The 17584-nt window shown below is 40.5% G+C and carries 18 protein-coding genes; all 18 read right to left on the bottom strand.

The features are described from left to right. Window positions 1-9 precede the first annotated feature (9 nt). Window positions 10-879, bottom strand: a complete 870-nt coding sequence (fliP, locus tag AC2IP4_RS03510; protein ID WP_375321011.1) for a flagellar type III secretion system pore protein FliP — start codon at window positions 877-879, stop codon at window positions 10-12. Continuing rightward, window positions 866-1252 (bottom strand): flagellar biosynthetic protein FliO, encoded by a 387-nt coding sequence (fliO, locus tag AC2IP4_RS03505; protein WP_375321012.1) that lies wholly within the window; start codon window positions 1250-1252, stop codon window positions 866-868. Before fliO ends, fliP begins: the two co-directional genes overlap by 14 nt. A 42-nt stretch (window positions 1253-1294) precedes the next feature. Then, window positions 1295-1678, bottom strand: coding sequence for a flagellar motor switch protein FliN (gene fliN / locus AC2IP4_RS03500; protein WP_060991557.1), 384 nt, complete (start codon window positions 1676-1678; stop codon window positions 1295-1297). 21 nt (window positions 1679-1699) lie between these two features. Beyond that, complete coding sequence (fliM, locus tag AC2IP4_RS03495) at window positions 1700-2734, bottom strand: flagellar motor switch protein FliM (protein WP_105055217.1); 1035 nt, start codon at window positions 2732-2734, stop codon at window positions 1700-1702. Between the two features lie 7 nt (window positions 2735-2741). Then, entirely contained in the window at window positions 2742-3224 is a 483-nt protein-coding gene (gene fliL, locus AC2IP4_RS03490; RefSeq protein WP_486306681.1) for a flagellar basal body-associated protein FliL, read from the bottom strand. 40 nt (window positions 3225-3264) lie between these two features. Continuing rightward, entirely contained in the window at window positions 3265-4500 is a 1236-nt protein-coding gene (locus AC2IP4_RS03485) for a flagellar hook-length control protein FliK (RefSeq protein ID WP_375321014.1), read from the bottom strand. A 129-nt stretch (window positions 4501-4629) separates the two neighbouring features. Continuing rightward, window positions 4630-5070 carry a flagellar export protein FliJ gene (gene fliJ / locus AC2IP4_RS03480; protein ID WP_486306682.1) on the bottom strand — a complete coding sequence of 147 codons (441 nt, stop codon included), beginning with the start codon at window positions 5068-5070 and terminating at the stop codon, window positions 4630-4632. A gap of 28 nt (window positions 5071-5098) precedes the next feature. Then, window positions 5099-6418, bottom strand: a complete 1320-nt coding sequence (gene fliI / locus AC2IP4_RS03475; protein WP_486306683.1) for a flagellar protein export ATPase FliI — start codon at window positions 6416-6418, stop codon at window positions 5099-5101. Next, the gene (fliH, locus tag AC2IP4_RS03470; protein ID WP_105055586.1) at window positions 6418-7215 is read right to left on the bottom strand and encodes a flagellar assembly protein FliH; all 798 of its coding nucleotides are present in this window, start codon (window positions 7213-7215) and stop codon (window positions 6418-6420) included. Before fliH ends, fliI begins: the two co-directional genes overlap by 1 nt. A 118-nt stretch (window positions 7216-7333) precedes the next feature. Continuing rightward, window positions 7334-8386 (bottom strand): flagellar motor switch protein FliG, encoded by a 1053-nt coding sequence (fliG, locus tag AC2IP4_RS03465; protein ID WP_060991564.1) that lies wholly within the window; start codon window positions 8384-8386, stop codon window positions 7334-7336. Beyond that, window positions 8379-10112, bottom strand: a complete 1734-nt coding sequence (gene fliF / locus AC2IP4_RS03460) for a flagellar basal-body MS-ring/collar protein FliF (protein WP_375321017.1) — start codon at window positions 10110-10112, stop codon at window positions 8379-8381. The genes fliG and fliF overlap by 8 nt, the downstream gene beginning before the upstream one ends. Window positions 10113-10129: 17 nt before the next feature. Continuing rightward, window positions 10130-10441: a flagellar hook-basal body complex protein FliE gene (gene fliE / locus AC2IP4_RS03455; RefSeq protein WP_060991566.1), complete on the bottom strand. Its 312-nt coding sequence runs from the start codon at window positions 10439-10441 to the stop codon at window positions 10130-10132. Window positions 10442-10541: 100 nt separating this feature from the next. Next, on the bottom strand, window positions 10542-11978 hold the full coding sequence (locus AC2IP4_RS03450; RefSeq protein ID WP_375321018.1) for a sigma-54-dependent transcriptional regulator: 1437 nt from the start codon (window positions 11976-11978) through the stop codon (window positions 10542-10544). A 2-nt stretch (window positions 11979-11980) separates the two neighbouring features. After that, a complete protein-coding gene (locus AC2IP4_RS03445; protein WP_105055224.1) occupies window positions 11981-13024 on the bottom strand; it encodes a sensor histidine kinase in 1044 nt (347 codons plus the stop codon). 127 nt (window positions 13025-13151) lie between these two features. Beyond that, on the bottom strand, window positions 13152-14633 hold the full coding sequence (locus AC2IP4_RS03440; RefSeq protein WP_105055225.1) for a sigma-54 dependent transcriptional regulator: 1482 nt from the start codon (window positions 14631-14633) through the stop codon (window positions 13152-13154). A 189-nt stretch (window positions 14634-14822) separates the two neighbouring features. Further along, window positions 14823-15233, bottom strand: a complete 411-nt coding sequence (gene fliS / locus AC2IP4_RS03435; RefSeq protein WP_060991570.1) for a flagellar export chaperone FliS — start codon at window positions 15231-15233, stop codon at window positions 14823-14825. A 15-nt stretch (window positions 15234-15248) separates the two neighbouring features. Continuing rightward, complete coding sequence (locus tag AC2IP4_RS03430; RefSeq protein ID WP_105055226.1) at window positions 15249-15539, bottom strand: hypothetical protein; 291 nt, start codon at window positions 15537-15539, stop codon at window positions 15249-15251. Between the two features lie 60 nt (window positions 15540-15599). Then, on the bottom strand, window positions 15600-17570 hold the full coding sequence (fliD, locus tag AC2IP4_RS03425) for a flagellar filament capping protein FliD (RefSeq protein WP_375321019.1): 1971 nt from the start codon (window positions 17568-17570) through the stop codon (window positions 15600-15602). Window positions 17571-17584: the final 14 nt, after the last annotated feature.

Raw genomic sequence — 17584 nt, 5'->3', positions numbered from 1 at the left:
GTTGGCTCCTTAAGTTGTAAAGCTACCAGCGAGAGTTGAAAGAATTAAATTCCAACCATCAACCAATACAAACAACATCAATTTAAACGGTAACGATACGATCATAGGTGAAAGCATCATCATACCCATGGCCATCAAGACTGAAGCCACCACTAAGTCGATAATTAAGAACGGTAAGAAAAGCATAAAACCAATTTGGAATGCCGTTTTTAGCTCTGAAGTAATAAATGCAGGAATGATAACGGTAATAGGAACATCTTCAGGATTTTCTGCTTCAACGCCTGACATATTAACAAACGTTTCTAAATCTTTAACGCGAGTTTGTGCCAACATGAATTCTTTCATTGGTACTTGAGCAACATCAAATGCTTCACGAGCACTAATTTCTTCATTGATATAAGGCTGAATCGCGGTGTCATTCACTTTATCAAACACGGGTGCCATGATGAAAAAAGTCAAAAACATAGCGATACCTATGATCACTTGATTTGATGGTGTTTGCTGTAGACCCATAGCTTGTCGGAGGATCGACATAACCACAACAATACGAGTAAATGATGTCATCAAAATAACCATGGCCGGCAAGAAGCCTAGCATGGTCATTAAACCTAATATCTGAAGGTTAACCGAATAATCTTCTCCACCATTCGCATTGGTTGTCATGGTAAAAGCAGGAATGCCACTACCAGAGGAGCTGCCTTTTGCGATGGTTTTCGCGGCGCCTGAATCTTTTTCCATCGCAGTCACGGTCATGCTTTCACCGCTGGCGGCAGTGGCAGGAATAGAGCTTGCTAGATCATCAGCCGCCCATGCAGAAGATGCCATGAATAAGAGTGAAAAAACCGCCAAAGTGGCGGCAATTAATTTAGTTTTTAGCATTTTTTTTCATCAGTTGGCTTAGTTGTGTTGAAAATGGCGTTAGTGTACTTTCTGTCGTCTCTAACGGTTTTTCAAGTTTGCTCAGCATATTGATATTTTGAGAAGTTATCCCGATAAGGAATTGCTCTTCTCCAACTTGAACGACGGCAAGACGCTCTTTAGTTCCAACAGGAAGTTGTTTTACAATGCTCATTGCACTGCCGGAACCACCTGTAACTCCCGGAACTCTCATTCGTTTTAGCAACCATGCAAAAAATAAGATGAGTGCGATAACAAAAATTAGTGACCCCAAAGTTGCAGCTAAATCAACATTGGTACCGCTTGCAGCGAACAAAGGAAAGGGCACGAAGGCCAATAACCATAGCTGTCTCATATTCCTTTCCTTTTTGTTCAAGTACTTAGCTAAGTAGGTAAATTAACGTAGCTTTTTGATACGTTCAGTTTGGCTAATAACGTCTGTTAGACGAATACCAAATTTATCATTCACTACAACAACTTCACCGTGAGCAATCAGCGTACCATTAACCATAACATCCAGTGATTCACCAGCGATACGGTCGAGCTCAACAACTGAACCTTGGTTAAGTTGTAATAGGTTACGAATACTAATATGTGAGCGCCCTACTTCCATAGAAATAGTTACTGGAATATCTAGAATTGTATCAAGCTTGCGACGTTCATCTTCGTTAAACGCCGGCGCTTTTTCTTCTAAATCTTCTAAAGGTGCTGATACCGCTTCTGCACTTTCACTTAACGCTGCTGCCCATTCGTCAGCCATTTGTTGTTCATTTGAATCCATGATCCATTACCTTCTTTTATCTTATTCTTCGTCATCTAGATCAAACAATACGTCTTTGCCTAAGAAGGCTAAATCCGTTTTCACCATATCAGGGCGTTTGATTTTCTCAGTGATCTGTACCGCTAATTTATCGTTAGATTTTCCTACTTTACCGCGATAGGTTGGCAGTTCTTCTACAAATACAGTTGCAGCCTCTGGCATCTCAACAGGGATTATATCGCCCGCTTCTAAATCCATTAAGTCTCGTAATGAAATTTGGCTTTCTAATAGATTAACCTTCATTTCAACAGGCACATCCATGATTTCATCACGCAGCGCCTTGCTCCAACGAACATCAGTGTCCATCTTGTCACTTTGAACACCGGCATCAAGCAATTCACGAATTGGTTCAACCATTGAATATGGAAACACTACGTGGAAATCACCACCACCGCCATCCACTTCAATATGGAATGAACTGACTACGATAACCTCTGTTGGGCTCACAATGTTTGCCATGGTTGGGTTAACTTCTGAATCTAAATATTCAAATTCAACCCCCATCACTGGAGACCAAGCTTCTTTATAATCTTCAAAAACGACTTTTAGTAGTAATTGAATAATGCGTCGCTCTGTTGGTGTAAATTCACGACCTTCAATCTTGGCATGGAATCGACCATCACCACCAAAGAAGTTTTCTACTAGAATGAAAACTAAACGCGCTTCCATAGTCACTAGTGCCGTTCCTTTTAACGGACGGAAACGCACCATATTTAAACTGGTTGGTACATAAAGTGTATTTTGGTATTCACCAAATTTCACCATTGATACGCCGTTGATTGACACTTCTGCCGTCTTTCTTAGCATATTAAACAAGCTAATACGCATATGACGAGCAAAACGCTCATTAATCAATTCCAGTGTTGGCATTCGACCACGAACGATGCGGTCCTGTGATGAGAAATCAAAGTTCTTCATTGAACCTACGTTTTCATCACCACCAGGCACTTCATCTTCGATGTCATCTACACCGTGGAGTAGAGCATCAATTTCATCTTGAGATAATAGATCTGTCACATTGAACCTATTGCATTACAAAGTCAGTAAATAATACTTTTTCAATTACAGGTTTAGCTGTAATTTTGGTAAAGGCATCTTGAATATCACGCGTTGCCTGCTCTCGAAGATCAATACGACCACGAGGCTCTCTTAATTGCTCAACTGAAGCTGCGGCAAAAGTAGATAATAAGGCACTTTCAATTAAAGGAGTGTGTTGTATTGCAACGGCTTCATTATCTGTACCTCGCATTACAACTTGAACTTTCAATTGTACTAGACGATCTCGTTTATCACCTGTCACATTGAAAATAAATGGTTGAGGTAGGTTTAAATATAACGCCGGCATTTTTGCTTCTAGTGCAGCAATATCTTGCTCTGTTGGTTCTGTTTTTGGTTCACTCGACATAAAGAACCAAGCCCCTGCACCACCAATAAGTAATAATACAATCAATGCGATGAGAATGATCAGTTTCTTTTTATTTTTTAATGAGGCACCTTGATCAGCCATTGTTTTTCCTTTTGGATAAATCGTAAATTATTATTCTAAATTAGGCGTAAAAACTAATCCCATCATTTGGTTTTGATACTTGAACACTGACTTCATGCTCTTCAGAAGACATTTCACTAAAACCAGAACCTTGACGAGAAGACTCTTCTTTTTGATAGCCATATTGTGAAGAATCGCCAGAACTTTGTTGCTGTACTGATGTATCGGCCAATTGAATGCCTTGTTGAGCAAACATTTCACGTAAACGCGGTAAACTTTGCTCTATAGCATCACGAGCATGTTGATTCGATACTGTAAACTGAACTCCAGCACTATCAGCTCCCATATTCAAACGAATATGCATGCGTCCCATTTCTGGTGGATCCAATCGAATATCAACATGCTTTAAGTTTTTTGCCATCATCATATTGATGCGCTCTGCAACTTCATCACTGGCCATTTCTTGACGGATATTTAAAGGCACATTCATCGGATCTGTTCGTTGCGCTTGAGCTGCTGCCGCTTGTTGTGTTGCTGTCGTCCCTGATGCCGTTGCTAATTGCTGAGCAAAAGAGTCTGTTGTTTTTGATTCGGTTAAATTAACTGCGTCACCGTTAGCGACCTGTGTCATTCCTAACGCTGATATATCCAGTTTAGCTTTTTGTGCATCGGCTAATTTACCAGACTCAGCTTCTGCTTTTCCGATAAGAGCCGTTGAAGTTAACAGCTCCTTAGTTGATTCTTTGTTGCCAGAAGCTTCGCCTTTGGTTTGAGCTTCGCCACTCGCAGCTTTAGATTGCTTACCCCATTGAATTTCTTGGGTAGGGTCCGACTCATCACCAACGGTTTTACTGCTTTCTTTACCAGCAGCGGCACCAACCGTTGCTTGAGTAAGTATAGCTTCTTTTCCGTCTTCCTGATCTAACTCTTCTTCACTAGATCCTGACGTTTTATCTGCATTTTCTTTGCTTTTCTTACTATCCACAAGCGTACCATTCGCTTGATCAAGACGAGATAATAACTCAGAGCCTTCACCAACTTTGTCTTCTACGCTGTCTTCTTTTTTTTCCAACTCGTCGGCTTTTTCTTTTTTCTCAGCCAGTCTTGCTTTCTCATCGGCTGATTTTTCTTCAACCGCTGCTTTTTTGGCGTCTTCTTTTTCGCTTAATTCCATCAATTCTTTTAGCTCTTCAACAAAGCCTTCAGATTCTGTTTGTTCTACGGCAGCCGTTTTCGTATCAGGCTTTATAGGCACATTTTTATTGATACTGTTTAATGGTAAGTCATGACTGCTCATAGTATGTTCTCTACATTGAGTGTGGATTTTTTGACAAGAGCGATAGAGGCTCAACGTTTGATATTTTAAAGCAAATATTAAGCCAATTTTAATAATAGAAAGGAAATCAAAAACAAATACTCAGAACCGTTAAGATTTAGAACGACGAGAAAACTGTAACGTTGAAAATTCATCCATCATGTTTTGTTCTTGTTTATCTAACATTTTCTGACGTTCTGTTTTTTTCTTATCGATCATCCATTCATAAGAACGACGCTGTTTACGAGTTTCTTGCCAATAGGTTTGGCAATTATCCACTTGGGAAGTGAAATGAGATTCGGCACTCTTTTGTTTGGTTAAGGTTTCATCAAGTTGAACTAAAAACTTATTTAAGTGGCCATATTGACTCGCAGTCAGTCCTTGCTGGCCACGCTGCAATAATTGATTACAGTAATCAAGACGATATTTTTCTATCTGCTTTACCTGCTCGTAGAAATCATCAAGCTCGGCTTTGGCTGTATTTAATGCCATTACTGCTTGATTCTCTCTTTCTTGAGATTGTTCTAATAAGAAATCAAACGTATTACTCATGATCTTTCTCTTTTTTCATTATTGCCATTTAGCCACTCAGCAACATTTTTAGCATACTTTTACACATGTCAAATGGAACACTTTCTTTCATTCTCTGTTGTAAATACTCATCTAAACGCGGCTTCAACGTAAAGGCTTGATCTATCGCAGGATCTGTTCCTGGCTTATATGCACCAATCGAAACTAAATCTTGGTTTTTACGACAGATAGAAAGTACTTGTCTCACCGCTTTCGACATGAGCATATGCTCTTCGTCAGTAATCTGTGGCATAACACGACTGACTGACTTCTCGACATCAATCGCTGGATAGTGACCGGCATCTGCCATTTCTCTTGAAAGTACAATATGCCCATCAAGAATAGCTCGAGATGCATCCGCGATGGGATCTTGTAAATCATCACCTTCAGTTAATACGGTAAAGAATGCCGTAATGGAACCTTGGTCATCATTGCCATTACCAGCTCGCTCTACCAATGCAGGAAGCTTAGCAAATACTGATGGCGGATAGCCTTTGGTTGCTGGTGGTTCACCAACAGACAGTGCAATTTCACGCTGAGCTTGTGCAAAACGCGTCAATGAATCCATCAATAATAGAACATCTAAACCTTGATCGCGAAAGTATTCAGCAATAGTCAATGCGGTCTGGCAGCCTTTTAATCGCATTAGTGCTGATGAATCGGCAGGCGCTGCAACAACCACTGATCGTTGTCGCCCCTCTGGACCTAAAATCTCTTCGATGAACTCTTTTACTTCTCGTCCACGCTCACCAATCAGACCAACAACAACCACTTGCGCTGTTGTACCACGAGTCATCATGCCAAGAGTTACCGACTTACCCACACCCGATCCGGCAAATAGACCCAAACGCTGTCCTTTACCAACCGTAAGTAAACCGTTAATTGCTTTCAAACCAACATCAAGCGGTTCTGAAATTGGTTTTCTTGCTAATGGGTTGATAGGCTCTGAAGTAAATGATGCCGTCTCTTCAGTATATAACTCACCAAGATCATCAATAGGATTACCAACACCATCCACGACTCGTCCAAGCAGCTCCATACCAACAGAGATACCACTGCCGCCCACTATTGGGGTGACTTTTGCACCTGGCAACACACCGGATACTTGTTCATTTGGCATTAAAAATAGATTTTCACCAGAAAAACCAACGACTTCTGCTTCAATTTCACCGTTAATAGTTTCGACTAAGCAAGAACTTCCGATAGGTGCTCGACAACCGGTCGCTTCTAACGTTAAGCCAACAACACGCACTAACTTACCAGATGCAATCGCACGAGTAGTTAGCCCCGTTGTTTGATATTGAGAAAGGCGTTCAGATAATGGCAACATTACTGATTTCCTTGGTGACGGTTAACTCCACAAAATTTAGCTAATACGCTTTTGATGCGCTCTTCTAATAAGTAGCTAACTTTAGAATCGGAAGCTTGGATATTAATATCACCGACATTCATTGACGGTTCTGAAATAAGAGTCCATTGCTTTTGAGCTAATGTTTCTTCACCATAAGCATCAATAACGCGTTGTTGATCTTCTGGATTCAGCGAAATAGTGATTTCTCGTTCAGTGACAGGTAGAGTTTCGACAGCCTCACGAACCGTATCAAGAAGCACTTGAGGATTGGTTTTTACCTCAACATGAATTACTTCTTTTGTCAGAGCAAGTACCATATCTACTAACTGTTTTTCTACTTGAGAATCGACTAATTCTAGTGGTGCTGAAAATTTATCCGTCATTTCAATTAATTGTTTAATTAGCTCTTGAATCTCAGCTTGTCCTGCTGCGATACCTTCGTCATAACCAACTTGGTAACCCTCTGGCTTACCCGCTTCGAACCCTTCTACTTGGCCCTTTTCTAAGCCTTCTTTGTAGCCGAATTCTTGGCCTTCTAGTAAACCTTCGTTATAAGCTCCTTGTTTGATTTGCTCAATGATTTCATCAGTAAGTACAAACTCTTCAGGCTCTTCTTCTTTAGGTAATGAAGGTGCCCAACTGGGATCGTAATTTAATGCGGTTTCACGGGCTGGTTTATCAGGATCAGAATAATCTGGAGATTCCCAAATATTAGTTCGTTGCAGTTCACTCTCATCGGTAATGCGAATAAAGCCACGTTTTTTGCTGATACTCATGATGATAATCCGTAAAATTAGAAGTTTAAAAAGCACAACGGCTATTTCAATAATACCAATCATGTTGATATCAAACCGAAATAGCCGTTTTATTATAACTTAACGCACTGAAAACGTATTATACGAATTCATCCGCACCACCAGAAAGCATTAGGTCACCAGAATCTGCCATTCGACGTGCCACTGCCAGAATTTCTTTCTGTGCAGCTTCAACATCAGCAACTCGTACTGGTCCCATCGCTTCAAGGTCATCACGCATAAGCTCTGCTGCACGTTTTGACATACACTTAAACATCTTCTCTTTAAGTGCATCATCTGCGCCTTTAAGTGCTTTTTGTAGCACTTCTTGCGGAACATCACGCAATAGCATTTGAATGCCTTGATCTTGAACATCAATAAGATTTTCAAAGACAAACATAAGATCTTGAATCTGCGTTGCTGTCTCTTCATCTTGGTCACGAATTTGATCCATCAACATACCTTCAATACTGTTATCTAGGTAGTTCATGATTTCTGCCGCTGCTTTCAGGCCGCCAATTTTGGCTGCTTGAGCACCAGATTGACCCGCAAACTGTTTCTCCATGATTTCGTTCAGTTCAGCCAGAGCTGAAGGCTGAACTTCTTCAAGGTGAGCAATTCGCATCATTAGATCAAGACGTACACGTTCAGGGAATTGAGATAAAATCTCTGCCGATTGATCTGGGTCTAGGTAAGACAATACGATAGTTTGGATCTGTGGATGCTCATTCATGATGATGCTTGCCACCTGACGAGGGTCCATCCATTTCAATGAATCCAAGCCTTTAGAACCACTACCAAGTAAAATCTGGTCAACAAGGTTATTTGCCTTATCTTCACCAAGAGCGGCAACCAATGCATTACGCATAAAGTCTTCGCTACCCATACCGATACTAGTGTACTTCTGAATATCTTCTAAGAAAGCACGGTGAATAGCTGACACTTTAACCTGATTTAAATCAGATACCGTTGCCATTGCTGCACCCACTTTCTGAACTTGCTTTGGCTCTAAGTGGCGGATAATGCTCGCGGCATCATCCTCACTCAAACTAAGTAGCAAAATGGCTGCACGCTCTGAGCCTGCGAGTGATGAAAGATCAAACTCTTGGTTATCTTCATCTTTTTTTTCTGCTTCTACAATCTCATTAGCCATTTTCAGATACCCAGTTTTTAACGACTTGCGCCGCAAGCTCTGGTTCGTTCGCTACAAGAGCACGAACCGCTTTCAATAAATCTTCATCTTTATGTAGGTTTGGAAGGTCGATACCAGAGCCAAATTCAAATCCGTCACCATCCAAATCACTACCAATTAAGCCCATTTCACCATCAGCATGACCTTCGCCATTTGCCATCGCATCATCTTCTGCTTGGTTAGGGAATAACAATTTATTCATTGCTGGGCGAACAAGGATAAGAAGCACGGCAATAATAACCAGAGCACCAGCTAACCATTTAATCCAATCATTAAAGTTTGGATTTTCCCAAATAGGCACATCAATGACGATTGGCTGTTCTTCAATAGCAAACTTAACACTTAATACGTTCAATAAATCACCACGTTGCTCATTAAGACCAACACTACCAATGATGATTTGACGAATTTTATCAATTTGTTCAGCTGACATTGGAGTGTATGTCACTTCCCCTGTATCAGGATTAACATTTTGACGCTCTTTTATCGCAACAGATACAGTTTGACGAGCAACGGTGCCACTTTGCTTACGCTCATGGCTAATCATAGTATCTAACTCAAAGTTTCGTGTTGCTTCCTTGTGTACAGAACCTTGACCCAATACTGAACCGTCTTTTAACTCAGCAATGTCTTGAGGGATAGCAGAATCAACCGGAGGCTGATTACTTAACGCCCCTGGAACCCCTGCAATAACATTACCGTTATTATAATCCTCTAATGTATATTCACTTCGAGTCGATGGCGTTTGTGGGTCAAACTTCTTGCGAGTTTGTTCAACAGCACTAAAGTCCATAGACACATCAACTTGAGCGGTATAGTTACCTAAACCTAATACTGGAATTAAAATTGCGTCAATTTTATCTCGCAGAGTTTGCTCTTGCTTACGTTCTAATTCTTGCTCTTTACGATGAGCCATTGCCATTGGATCTTGCGAGCCTGAACTCAATAAACGCCCATGCTGATCTGTTACGGTAACGCGTGTTGGTTTCATTCCCGGAACCGCACTTGAAACCATATCAACAATAGAATCAACTTCTTCTTGCTTTAGGCTAGCACCCATACGCATTGTCAAAAATACGGTTGCAGACGCTTCTTGGTTATGACGAACAAACACACTTTGTTTTGGCATAGCAAGCAGTACTTGTGCTTTACGAATTGGACGCATTTGCTCAAATGTACTGGCTAATTGACGTTCACGGCTTAATTTTAGACGCTCTTGTTCTAAACGCTGTGAAACACCAAAGCCCATGTCTTGCAATAGAATCTCATCACCTTCATCAACTGATTTATTTAAACCAGCACGAGAAAGATCTAATTTCATTTTACTGAATTCAGAGGCAGGAACTAAGATAGTATTACCATCTAGTTTATATTCGGCTTTCTGCGCATCAAGGTGATCAAGAACTTGGATTAATTCATCCGTTTCATACATACCAAGCGGTCGCATTTCAGGTTCTTGCACCCAAAAGAAGAGCATTACAATTAAGGCTACACAAATAGAAACAGATAAAACTAAGATAACTTGACGCAATAGATCAAGATTACCCAGCGCTGAATCTAATTTTGAAGAACTTTGCTCATCTACATCAGGATTTTGTACATCAACGGAACCATCCAGTGTCATTGCACCGCCTGATGACATTCCATCAGATACCGTTAAGTCTGTATTTTTATTTTCTTCTGACACGCTTTACTTCCTAGAAACTATACAGGCATATTCATTAGTGCTTTATAAGCATCAACTAGCTTATTACGCACTTGAATTGTCGCATCAAATGCTACGCTTGATTTGTTACGTGCAATCATTACATCAGATAATGAAACCCCTTCATCACCACGATCAAAACGCACAGCCAAATCACTTGATGCTTGTTGTAAGCCATTCACGTTATTTACTGCTTTTGCAAACATAGCACTGAAGTCCGCACCGACCTCTTTACCTGTTGCTGGACGCGTTGTATTTGACGCGTCAAGCATCATTGCTTGCATTTCGTCCTGTAAACCACCAATCTTCATTTCTATTCTCCGACCCAGTCAACTAATTGACTTAATTTTACGACCCGAAGTATATAAAGCAATTTACATACCAAAATATCAATAACTATAACTAACTGTTTTAGCTTGGGATATCGATTCCAGCATCACGCATCTTAGCAAGTTTGTACCTCAGTGTTCTTGGGCTAATCCCTAGTTTTTCGGCTACATCTTTGCGCTTTCCATCACACGCTTTTATCGTTTCTAGAATAATAATGTACTCTTGCTCACGCAATTCACCACCTAAGCCTGTCGATGTACTCATAGCATCAACATTTGTGCTTTCTAGTTCAATAGTTGATGGCTCATTTATTGACGGTATCTGCTGCTCAGGTCTAATTGCTGGAGCTTCGCCACTTACAACTTGCTGTAAACTGCTAGCATCAGCCCAATCAACACCTTCAAGTAATACATCATCAGAAGTGATCTGATTACCTTCAGCCAAAATCAATGCTCGTTGAACAACATTGTCTAACTCACGCACATTACCAGGCCAAGGGTAAGACTCTAATTTAGCCATCGCATCAACGGTTAATGTTGGTACAGGTAAGCCTTGTTTTTGACAGTGACGCTCTATCAAATGTTTCGCTAAAGGGTTAATGTCTCCTTTACGCTCTTTTAATGGCGGCCATGCAATTGGGAATACGTTTAAACGGTAATATAAATCTTCTCTAAAATTACCTTCTTCCACGTATTTTTTTAAATCACGGTTACTTGTCGCTAAAATACGAACATCAAGCTTAATACTCTTACGACCACCTAGACGCTCAACCTCTCTTTCTTGTAGAACACGAAGTAATTTCGCTTGTAGGTTAAGGTCCATTTCACTGATCTCATCCAGTAAAATAGTGCCGCCCTGCGCTTGTTCAAATTTACCCGGACACGCTTGAACTGCGCCTGTAAATGCGCCTTTTTCATAACCAAATAGGGTTGCTTCTAACATGTTGTCAGGAATTGCGGCACAGTTAATTGCAACAAAAGGCCCTTCACTGCGTTGTGAATTGTTATGAATATAACGAGACATTACTTCTTTTCCTGAACCACTAGGGCCAAGCACCATCACGTTTGCGTCAGTTCGAGCAACTTTATCTGCCAATTTAAGTAATTTAAGACTTTTCTCATCAGCAACAATGGCGTCGCCCGTTTGCTCATTTTTTACTGGAGCATAGCGACTTACCATGTTTAAAAGCACTTCTGGTGCAAAAGGTTTCGCCATGTAATCTATTGCGCCTTCTTTCATTGCTGAAACCGCATCTTCAATATTGGCATACGCTGTCATTAGAAGAACGGGCAAATTTGGCCAATTCAGCTTAATACTACGTAATAATGCCAAGCCGCCCATACCTGCCATTTGCACATCTGAAACAACAATATCTACAGGCTCTTTTTTCAAAATCAATAGAGCAGCTTCCGCACTATCTGCTTCAATCCATTCATAACCAGCTAATTCTAAGGTGTCGATCAACGCTTCGCGTAGGCCTTCATCATCTTCTACGATCAGTACTTTACTTTGCGCCATGGTTATTCTCCAGATTCTGTTTGGGTTGCTGTTAGCGGGATCGACATGGTGAAGCACGCACCATCATCCGGTTCTGAATACAATTCAAGTTGTCCTTTATGTGCTCGACACACCATTTGAACTACCGCCAAACCAAGACCTGTGCCTTGAGAGCGTGTAGTGAAAAATGGTTCCATAATTTTATCTTGTAGTTCTAATGGAATACCGGGACCGTTGTCTTGTACCGATATTTTTAAAAATCCGTTCACCGGTCTAAAGAAGACGTCGATTTGACACTCTTTACCAATCACTTGAATGGCATTCATGATCAAATTACTGATCGCACTCGCAATGGCGTTTGCATTACCCATGAGTAATGTATCTTCCTCTTCAACCTCTAAAGCATAATCAACTTGGTTTGACTGCAATGCGGTTTCAACCATGGGTTGGTATTCAGCAACTAAATCAGCAATCGTAAAGGAGTTAACAACTTTGTTATCACCACCTTTTGCAAAAAGCAGCATATCATTCACTTGCTTTTCAAGATCATGAAGACGGTCAACTAATTTAGTTTGAAAACGTTTATGTGTCGCGGCAGGTAAATTAGGAGAACCCAGATTAGATGCGTATAGCATTGCACTTGATAGTGGTGTTCTTACTTGGTGTGCAAGGGAAGCCACCATTTTTCCTAATGATGACAAGCGTTGTAAATCACTGACTCTAGATTGCAGTAGACGAGTTTCTGTCAGATCCGTAATAAGAATAAGCTGGCCCGTTTCTGATGCAGAAATAGCTAAGCGTACCTTACGCCCATTACGTAACGAAATTTCATGGCCATCATCTTCTCTTGGGTCAAATGATCGTTGAATTACTTCAAACCAACGTTCACCTAATAATGGAGGACCAAGAAGTCTGATCGCTTCTGGGTTAACTTCACACACGACGCCTTGAGTATTCAATAATATTACGCCTGCTGGCATTACATCTAATACTTGCTTATAACGTGTATTTTGTTCTTCTACTGTACCAAGAGGTGAGTTGGTCTCACTCTCTAAATTACCCTGCATAATTTTATTCCCGCCAAAACAACAAAAGGGCTAATGCATTTTACATGCCAGCCCCTTTATTGATTACAATCAACAACTTACAACAAAGTGCAAGTTTGACGAGTCAATTATTTGTCAGTAGACCTTATTAACGAATATCATCTTTATTCAGATTATATTTACGCATTTTCTCTACTAATGTCGTTCTTCGCATGCCCAGCATATCAGCCGCTCTTGCAACAACGCCATTTTGCGCCTCAAGTGCTTGGCATATCATATTAACTTCAACATCAGCCAGCATCTCTTTTAGATTTAAACCATCTTCTGGTAAATCATTTGATGCAGGACCAAAGCTTGGTGTTGCCGCTTGCGGGACGCCACCGTCACTGAAGTTTGCAAACATATCAGCAAGTGCTGCTTGTTCTTGCTCTTCAATGGTTTGTTGGTTGTAATTCTCAGGTTGAAACTCTGGAATATCACTATAACGATATTTTGTCGGTAAATGATTTACATCAACAGATTCACCAGGGAATAAGATCATCAATCGCTCAATTAAATTCGCTAATTCACGAACGTTACCAGGCCAATGATGCTCCATTAAGGAATTAACTGCACGAGGAGTTAAACGAACACGAATACTCCCTTCAGCTTCCATTCTTGCAAGTAATTCTTGCAATAACAGAGGAATATCTTGTTTACGCTCACGTAGTGCTGGCATTTCAATTGGGAAGACATTTAAGCGATAATATAAATCTTCACGAAATGTGCCTTTCTCAATCATATAATCGAGGTTTCGATGCGTTGCGGCAACAATACGAACATCCGCTTTAATACTTTGATTTCCGCCAACACGCTCAAAACAACGCTCTTGTAATACACGCAATAGCTTTACTTGCATTGGCATTGGCATATCACCAATTTCATCTAAGAAAAGAGTGCCGCCTTGAGCCAGTTCAAAACGACCTTTACGAGCGGTAATTGCTCCTGTAAATGCCCCTTTTTCGTGACCAAAAAGCTCGCTCTCTAAAAGATCAGGTGGAATAGCACCACAATTTACAGGTACGAATGGTCCCTTACGACGTGGAGAGTGGTAATGTAAGTTTCGTGCAACCACTTCCTTACCTGTGCCTGATTCCCCCAAAACAAGAACACTTGCTTCGGTACCAGAGACTTGTTCAATTAAATGACGAACAGCGCTAATTGCTGAGCTTTGCCCAACCATACTACGGAATAGCGTATTTTTTCGACCTAGGTGTGGAATCCCCAAACCACGACGTCCCATAAATTCTTGGCAATGACGAAGGGCGTCCGTTAATTGAGGATAATTAACAGGTTGGTTTAATTCACCAACATAATTGGTAAGATCATCAAGATCGTACATAGCGCCAGTCATAATTACGACAGGGATATGGTTATGATCGATTAATGATTTTTTGATCAGCTCTTTCTGCGATTCATTAGTTGCTTGGCCTAAAAAACAAGCACTCCAAGGAGCACTCCACTCAAAAGTAGACAGTTCTGAAGTTGAAATAGCATGACAATGCTCACCGATAAACTCAAGAATAACCTTGAGATTATGTCGGTTCTGCTCATCATCTTCAATAATTAGAGTCTTTGCTAAACCTTTCATAGAAGTGTTATGCGCCTTAATTCTTTGATTTAATTGGTCTATATCTTGGACAACACCGAAGTTATTTAACCATATTATAGCATAAGAAAAATAAGGCAACTATGACTGTCGACTAATAGACAGTCATACCGTAAATGAGAGGTTAATATAAAAATCAGAAAATAAATTTGATTTATAAAATATATTTTATTATATGCCAACTTTATCAGCGGTAAGATTATGAAACTCTGCCGGAATCTGGTCCCAAGCGGATTTAATTTCGCGTAACATATCTACAACATCATCAATCGGCTGAGATTCATTATTTTGGTTTGCTTGTGAAATTTGACGGATCATAAAGTCATACAAAGAATCAAGATTGTTTGCGATATCACCACCATCATCCATTGAAAGACATGAACGCAAGCTGATCACGATATCCAATGCTTTACCAAGACGTTCGCCTTTTACAGCTGTATTGCCTTGCTGCATTGCTGCTTTTCCTTGGATTAAGCGCTCGATAGCACCAGCCATTAGCATTTGAATGACCTTATGAGGTGATGCAGCACTTAATTGGCTATCAATTGATACCTTCTTATATGCTTGTAGTGAACCTCTCATCGTATTTCCTCAGTTTTATTGAAATTTTCTATATAACTGAACCGATTTTTTTGCATGGTTCAGTTTTTGATAATCTAAAGCAAATTGTTGTCCTAAACCATTCATCTCATTGATAATTAGTTGAGTTCTTTCAATTGCAGCTTGCCATTCAGTAGAATGCACTATTTCTGACACTTTCATGCATTGATGCAAGAGTTGTTCCCGATCTGATAAAAAAACCGCCACTTGCTCAAAATTAATATCATCACATCGATATGAGATCTGTAGCTCTCGATCTAATTTTGCTAATTGTTGTAATAACACCATCAAAGATACCTATTATTAAAGACAGCTATTTATCGGTTTATTTTTTCTTAATCGCATTAATTAACCTAACGCATTCATCATGCCTGACAACTGGGCTTTCATTTTTCCTGTCACATCTTGCATGTTGGCAAACTTATTACGAGTACGTTCTTGTAAGCTATCCATTCGACGGTCTAAGTCAACCTGCTGATCATTAAGGCGATAGTTTTGATCTCGCATCGTATTCATTCGTGTACGAATTGGACCACTCACCCCTGTCATGCTTTGAATAACATCTTCAACTTTCTTAGCAAAGCCTTTTGAACCACCAAAGAAAGTATGCAACTGACTGAAATTTTCATTCAATTGACGATCTAACATGGATTGGTTTATTTCAAGTGTGCCTTGTCGAGTTGTTGAAATACCAAGCTCTATCAGAGTTTTTATTCCTGTAGGAGCCGATTCGACTGGCGCGACAAATACAGATTTTAAGCGAGACTCAGCCGAACGGACGACACTGTCTCCCGCAAGTGGACCACTTTCACCTGTTGCCGGATCAAAACCACTCAATGCTTTGGTGGTTTCATAGAACTGATTGTAAGTATTAACAAATTGTTCGATAGCAGCTTTTACGGTATCTCTATCAAATTGCACGTCTAAATCGATACGCTTGCTTGCTTCTGCTGTTGTACCTTTTAAAGTGATATCAACACCTTGAACCGCATCTTGAATAACATTCGTGTCACTGCTTATTCTTGCAACACCATCCAAGACCACTTTTGCACTGCTTGCCGATTGAACTTCTTGAAGACCAGAATATAAAGGTTTGCGTGGACCTTCAGGTTTAATGGTCTCTACAACCTTTTCAATCGGTTCTAATTTTTCTTTTGCTATTTCTTTAATTGTTGGTGGCAGTTTTTCTACTTTTTCTTTTGCTATATCAACAATTTCTTTTTTCGGTGCTTCTTGCTGAGGCGCTTCGTAAGTAATACCAGCTGCTTGGAACACCGTATCTGGCGTTTGTCCAATTTCTGCAAGCGCTTCTGCAGCGTCTTGATCGCCTTGCTTTGCCGCTTTAGCTAATTCAATCTTTTCATCTTCATTTGGAAGTGCTGCTTGCAGTGTTCCTGCAGTACGCTCACTCCATCCTGACATGCCAGATGTTGGATCGGTTGGATCTTCTAACGTCGCTAATGCCGCTGTTGCTTCTTGCTGCATCATGATTTCTTTAGCTGCTTTTTCTTCACGCGCAAGATCTCTATTCGCAACATCAATTAACGGTTTAAAATAAGCGTATTTTTCTTCATCACTCAGTTCAGGAACTTGTTCTTGAGTTAACGGTTCTCCCGCTTGTTGCGCCGCTATTTCAGGGGTATTTTGGTATTGAAGAAGTGTTGGAATATCGAACTTAGTTGATACTGTAGGATCAAAATTTGGATTAAAGGCAAGACGATGAAGTTGATCGTTATACTCCGCATCAACTTCAATTTTTACTTTATGACTTTCTCCAGGCTTATCTGATGCTAAGATAAGACGAGAACCACCATCGTCTTTTACGATAGAAGCTTGCACACCAGGGTTAGATGGCGCGCTATTAATTTGTCTTAATAAATCGGTAATTTTATTATTTTTACCAATAACATCGATAGTGAAACTTTTGTCACCTAACGATATATCAAGTTTACCTGGACCAAATTTAGCATCATCACGAATTGGGGATGACGCTAATTTTTGAGCTTGAGCCAATTGTAAAACGTCAATGCTGTATCGACCAGCCAAGGCTTCAGGAGTCGCTGTTGCACTTACGACTTCATCATCACTGCTTGAGATGGTTCGAGATGCAAAAGTATCCTCTTGGCGAAAAGTCGACATGAGATTTTTCATGGTATCTAACGATTCTTGCAGACGGCCGTAACCACTGATATTCGTGTCTATGTCTGAGCGTTCACGGTCGATGCGCTGCTGCTTTGGTAAGCGCTCGCTTTCAACTATTTTACCCACCATAGAATTAATATCTAGGCCACCACCCATCCCCATCGGGCTCATACTCATGAAGCATTTTCCTC

The sequence above is a fragment of the Aliivibrio thorii genome, from assembly GCF_057368585.1.
The sequence above is the reverse complement of the archived record's forward strand: the minus strand, read 5'-3'. Positions and strand labels throughout refer to the sequence as shown.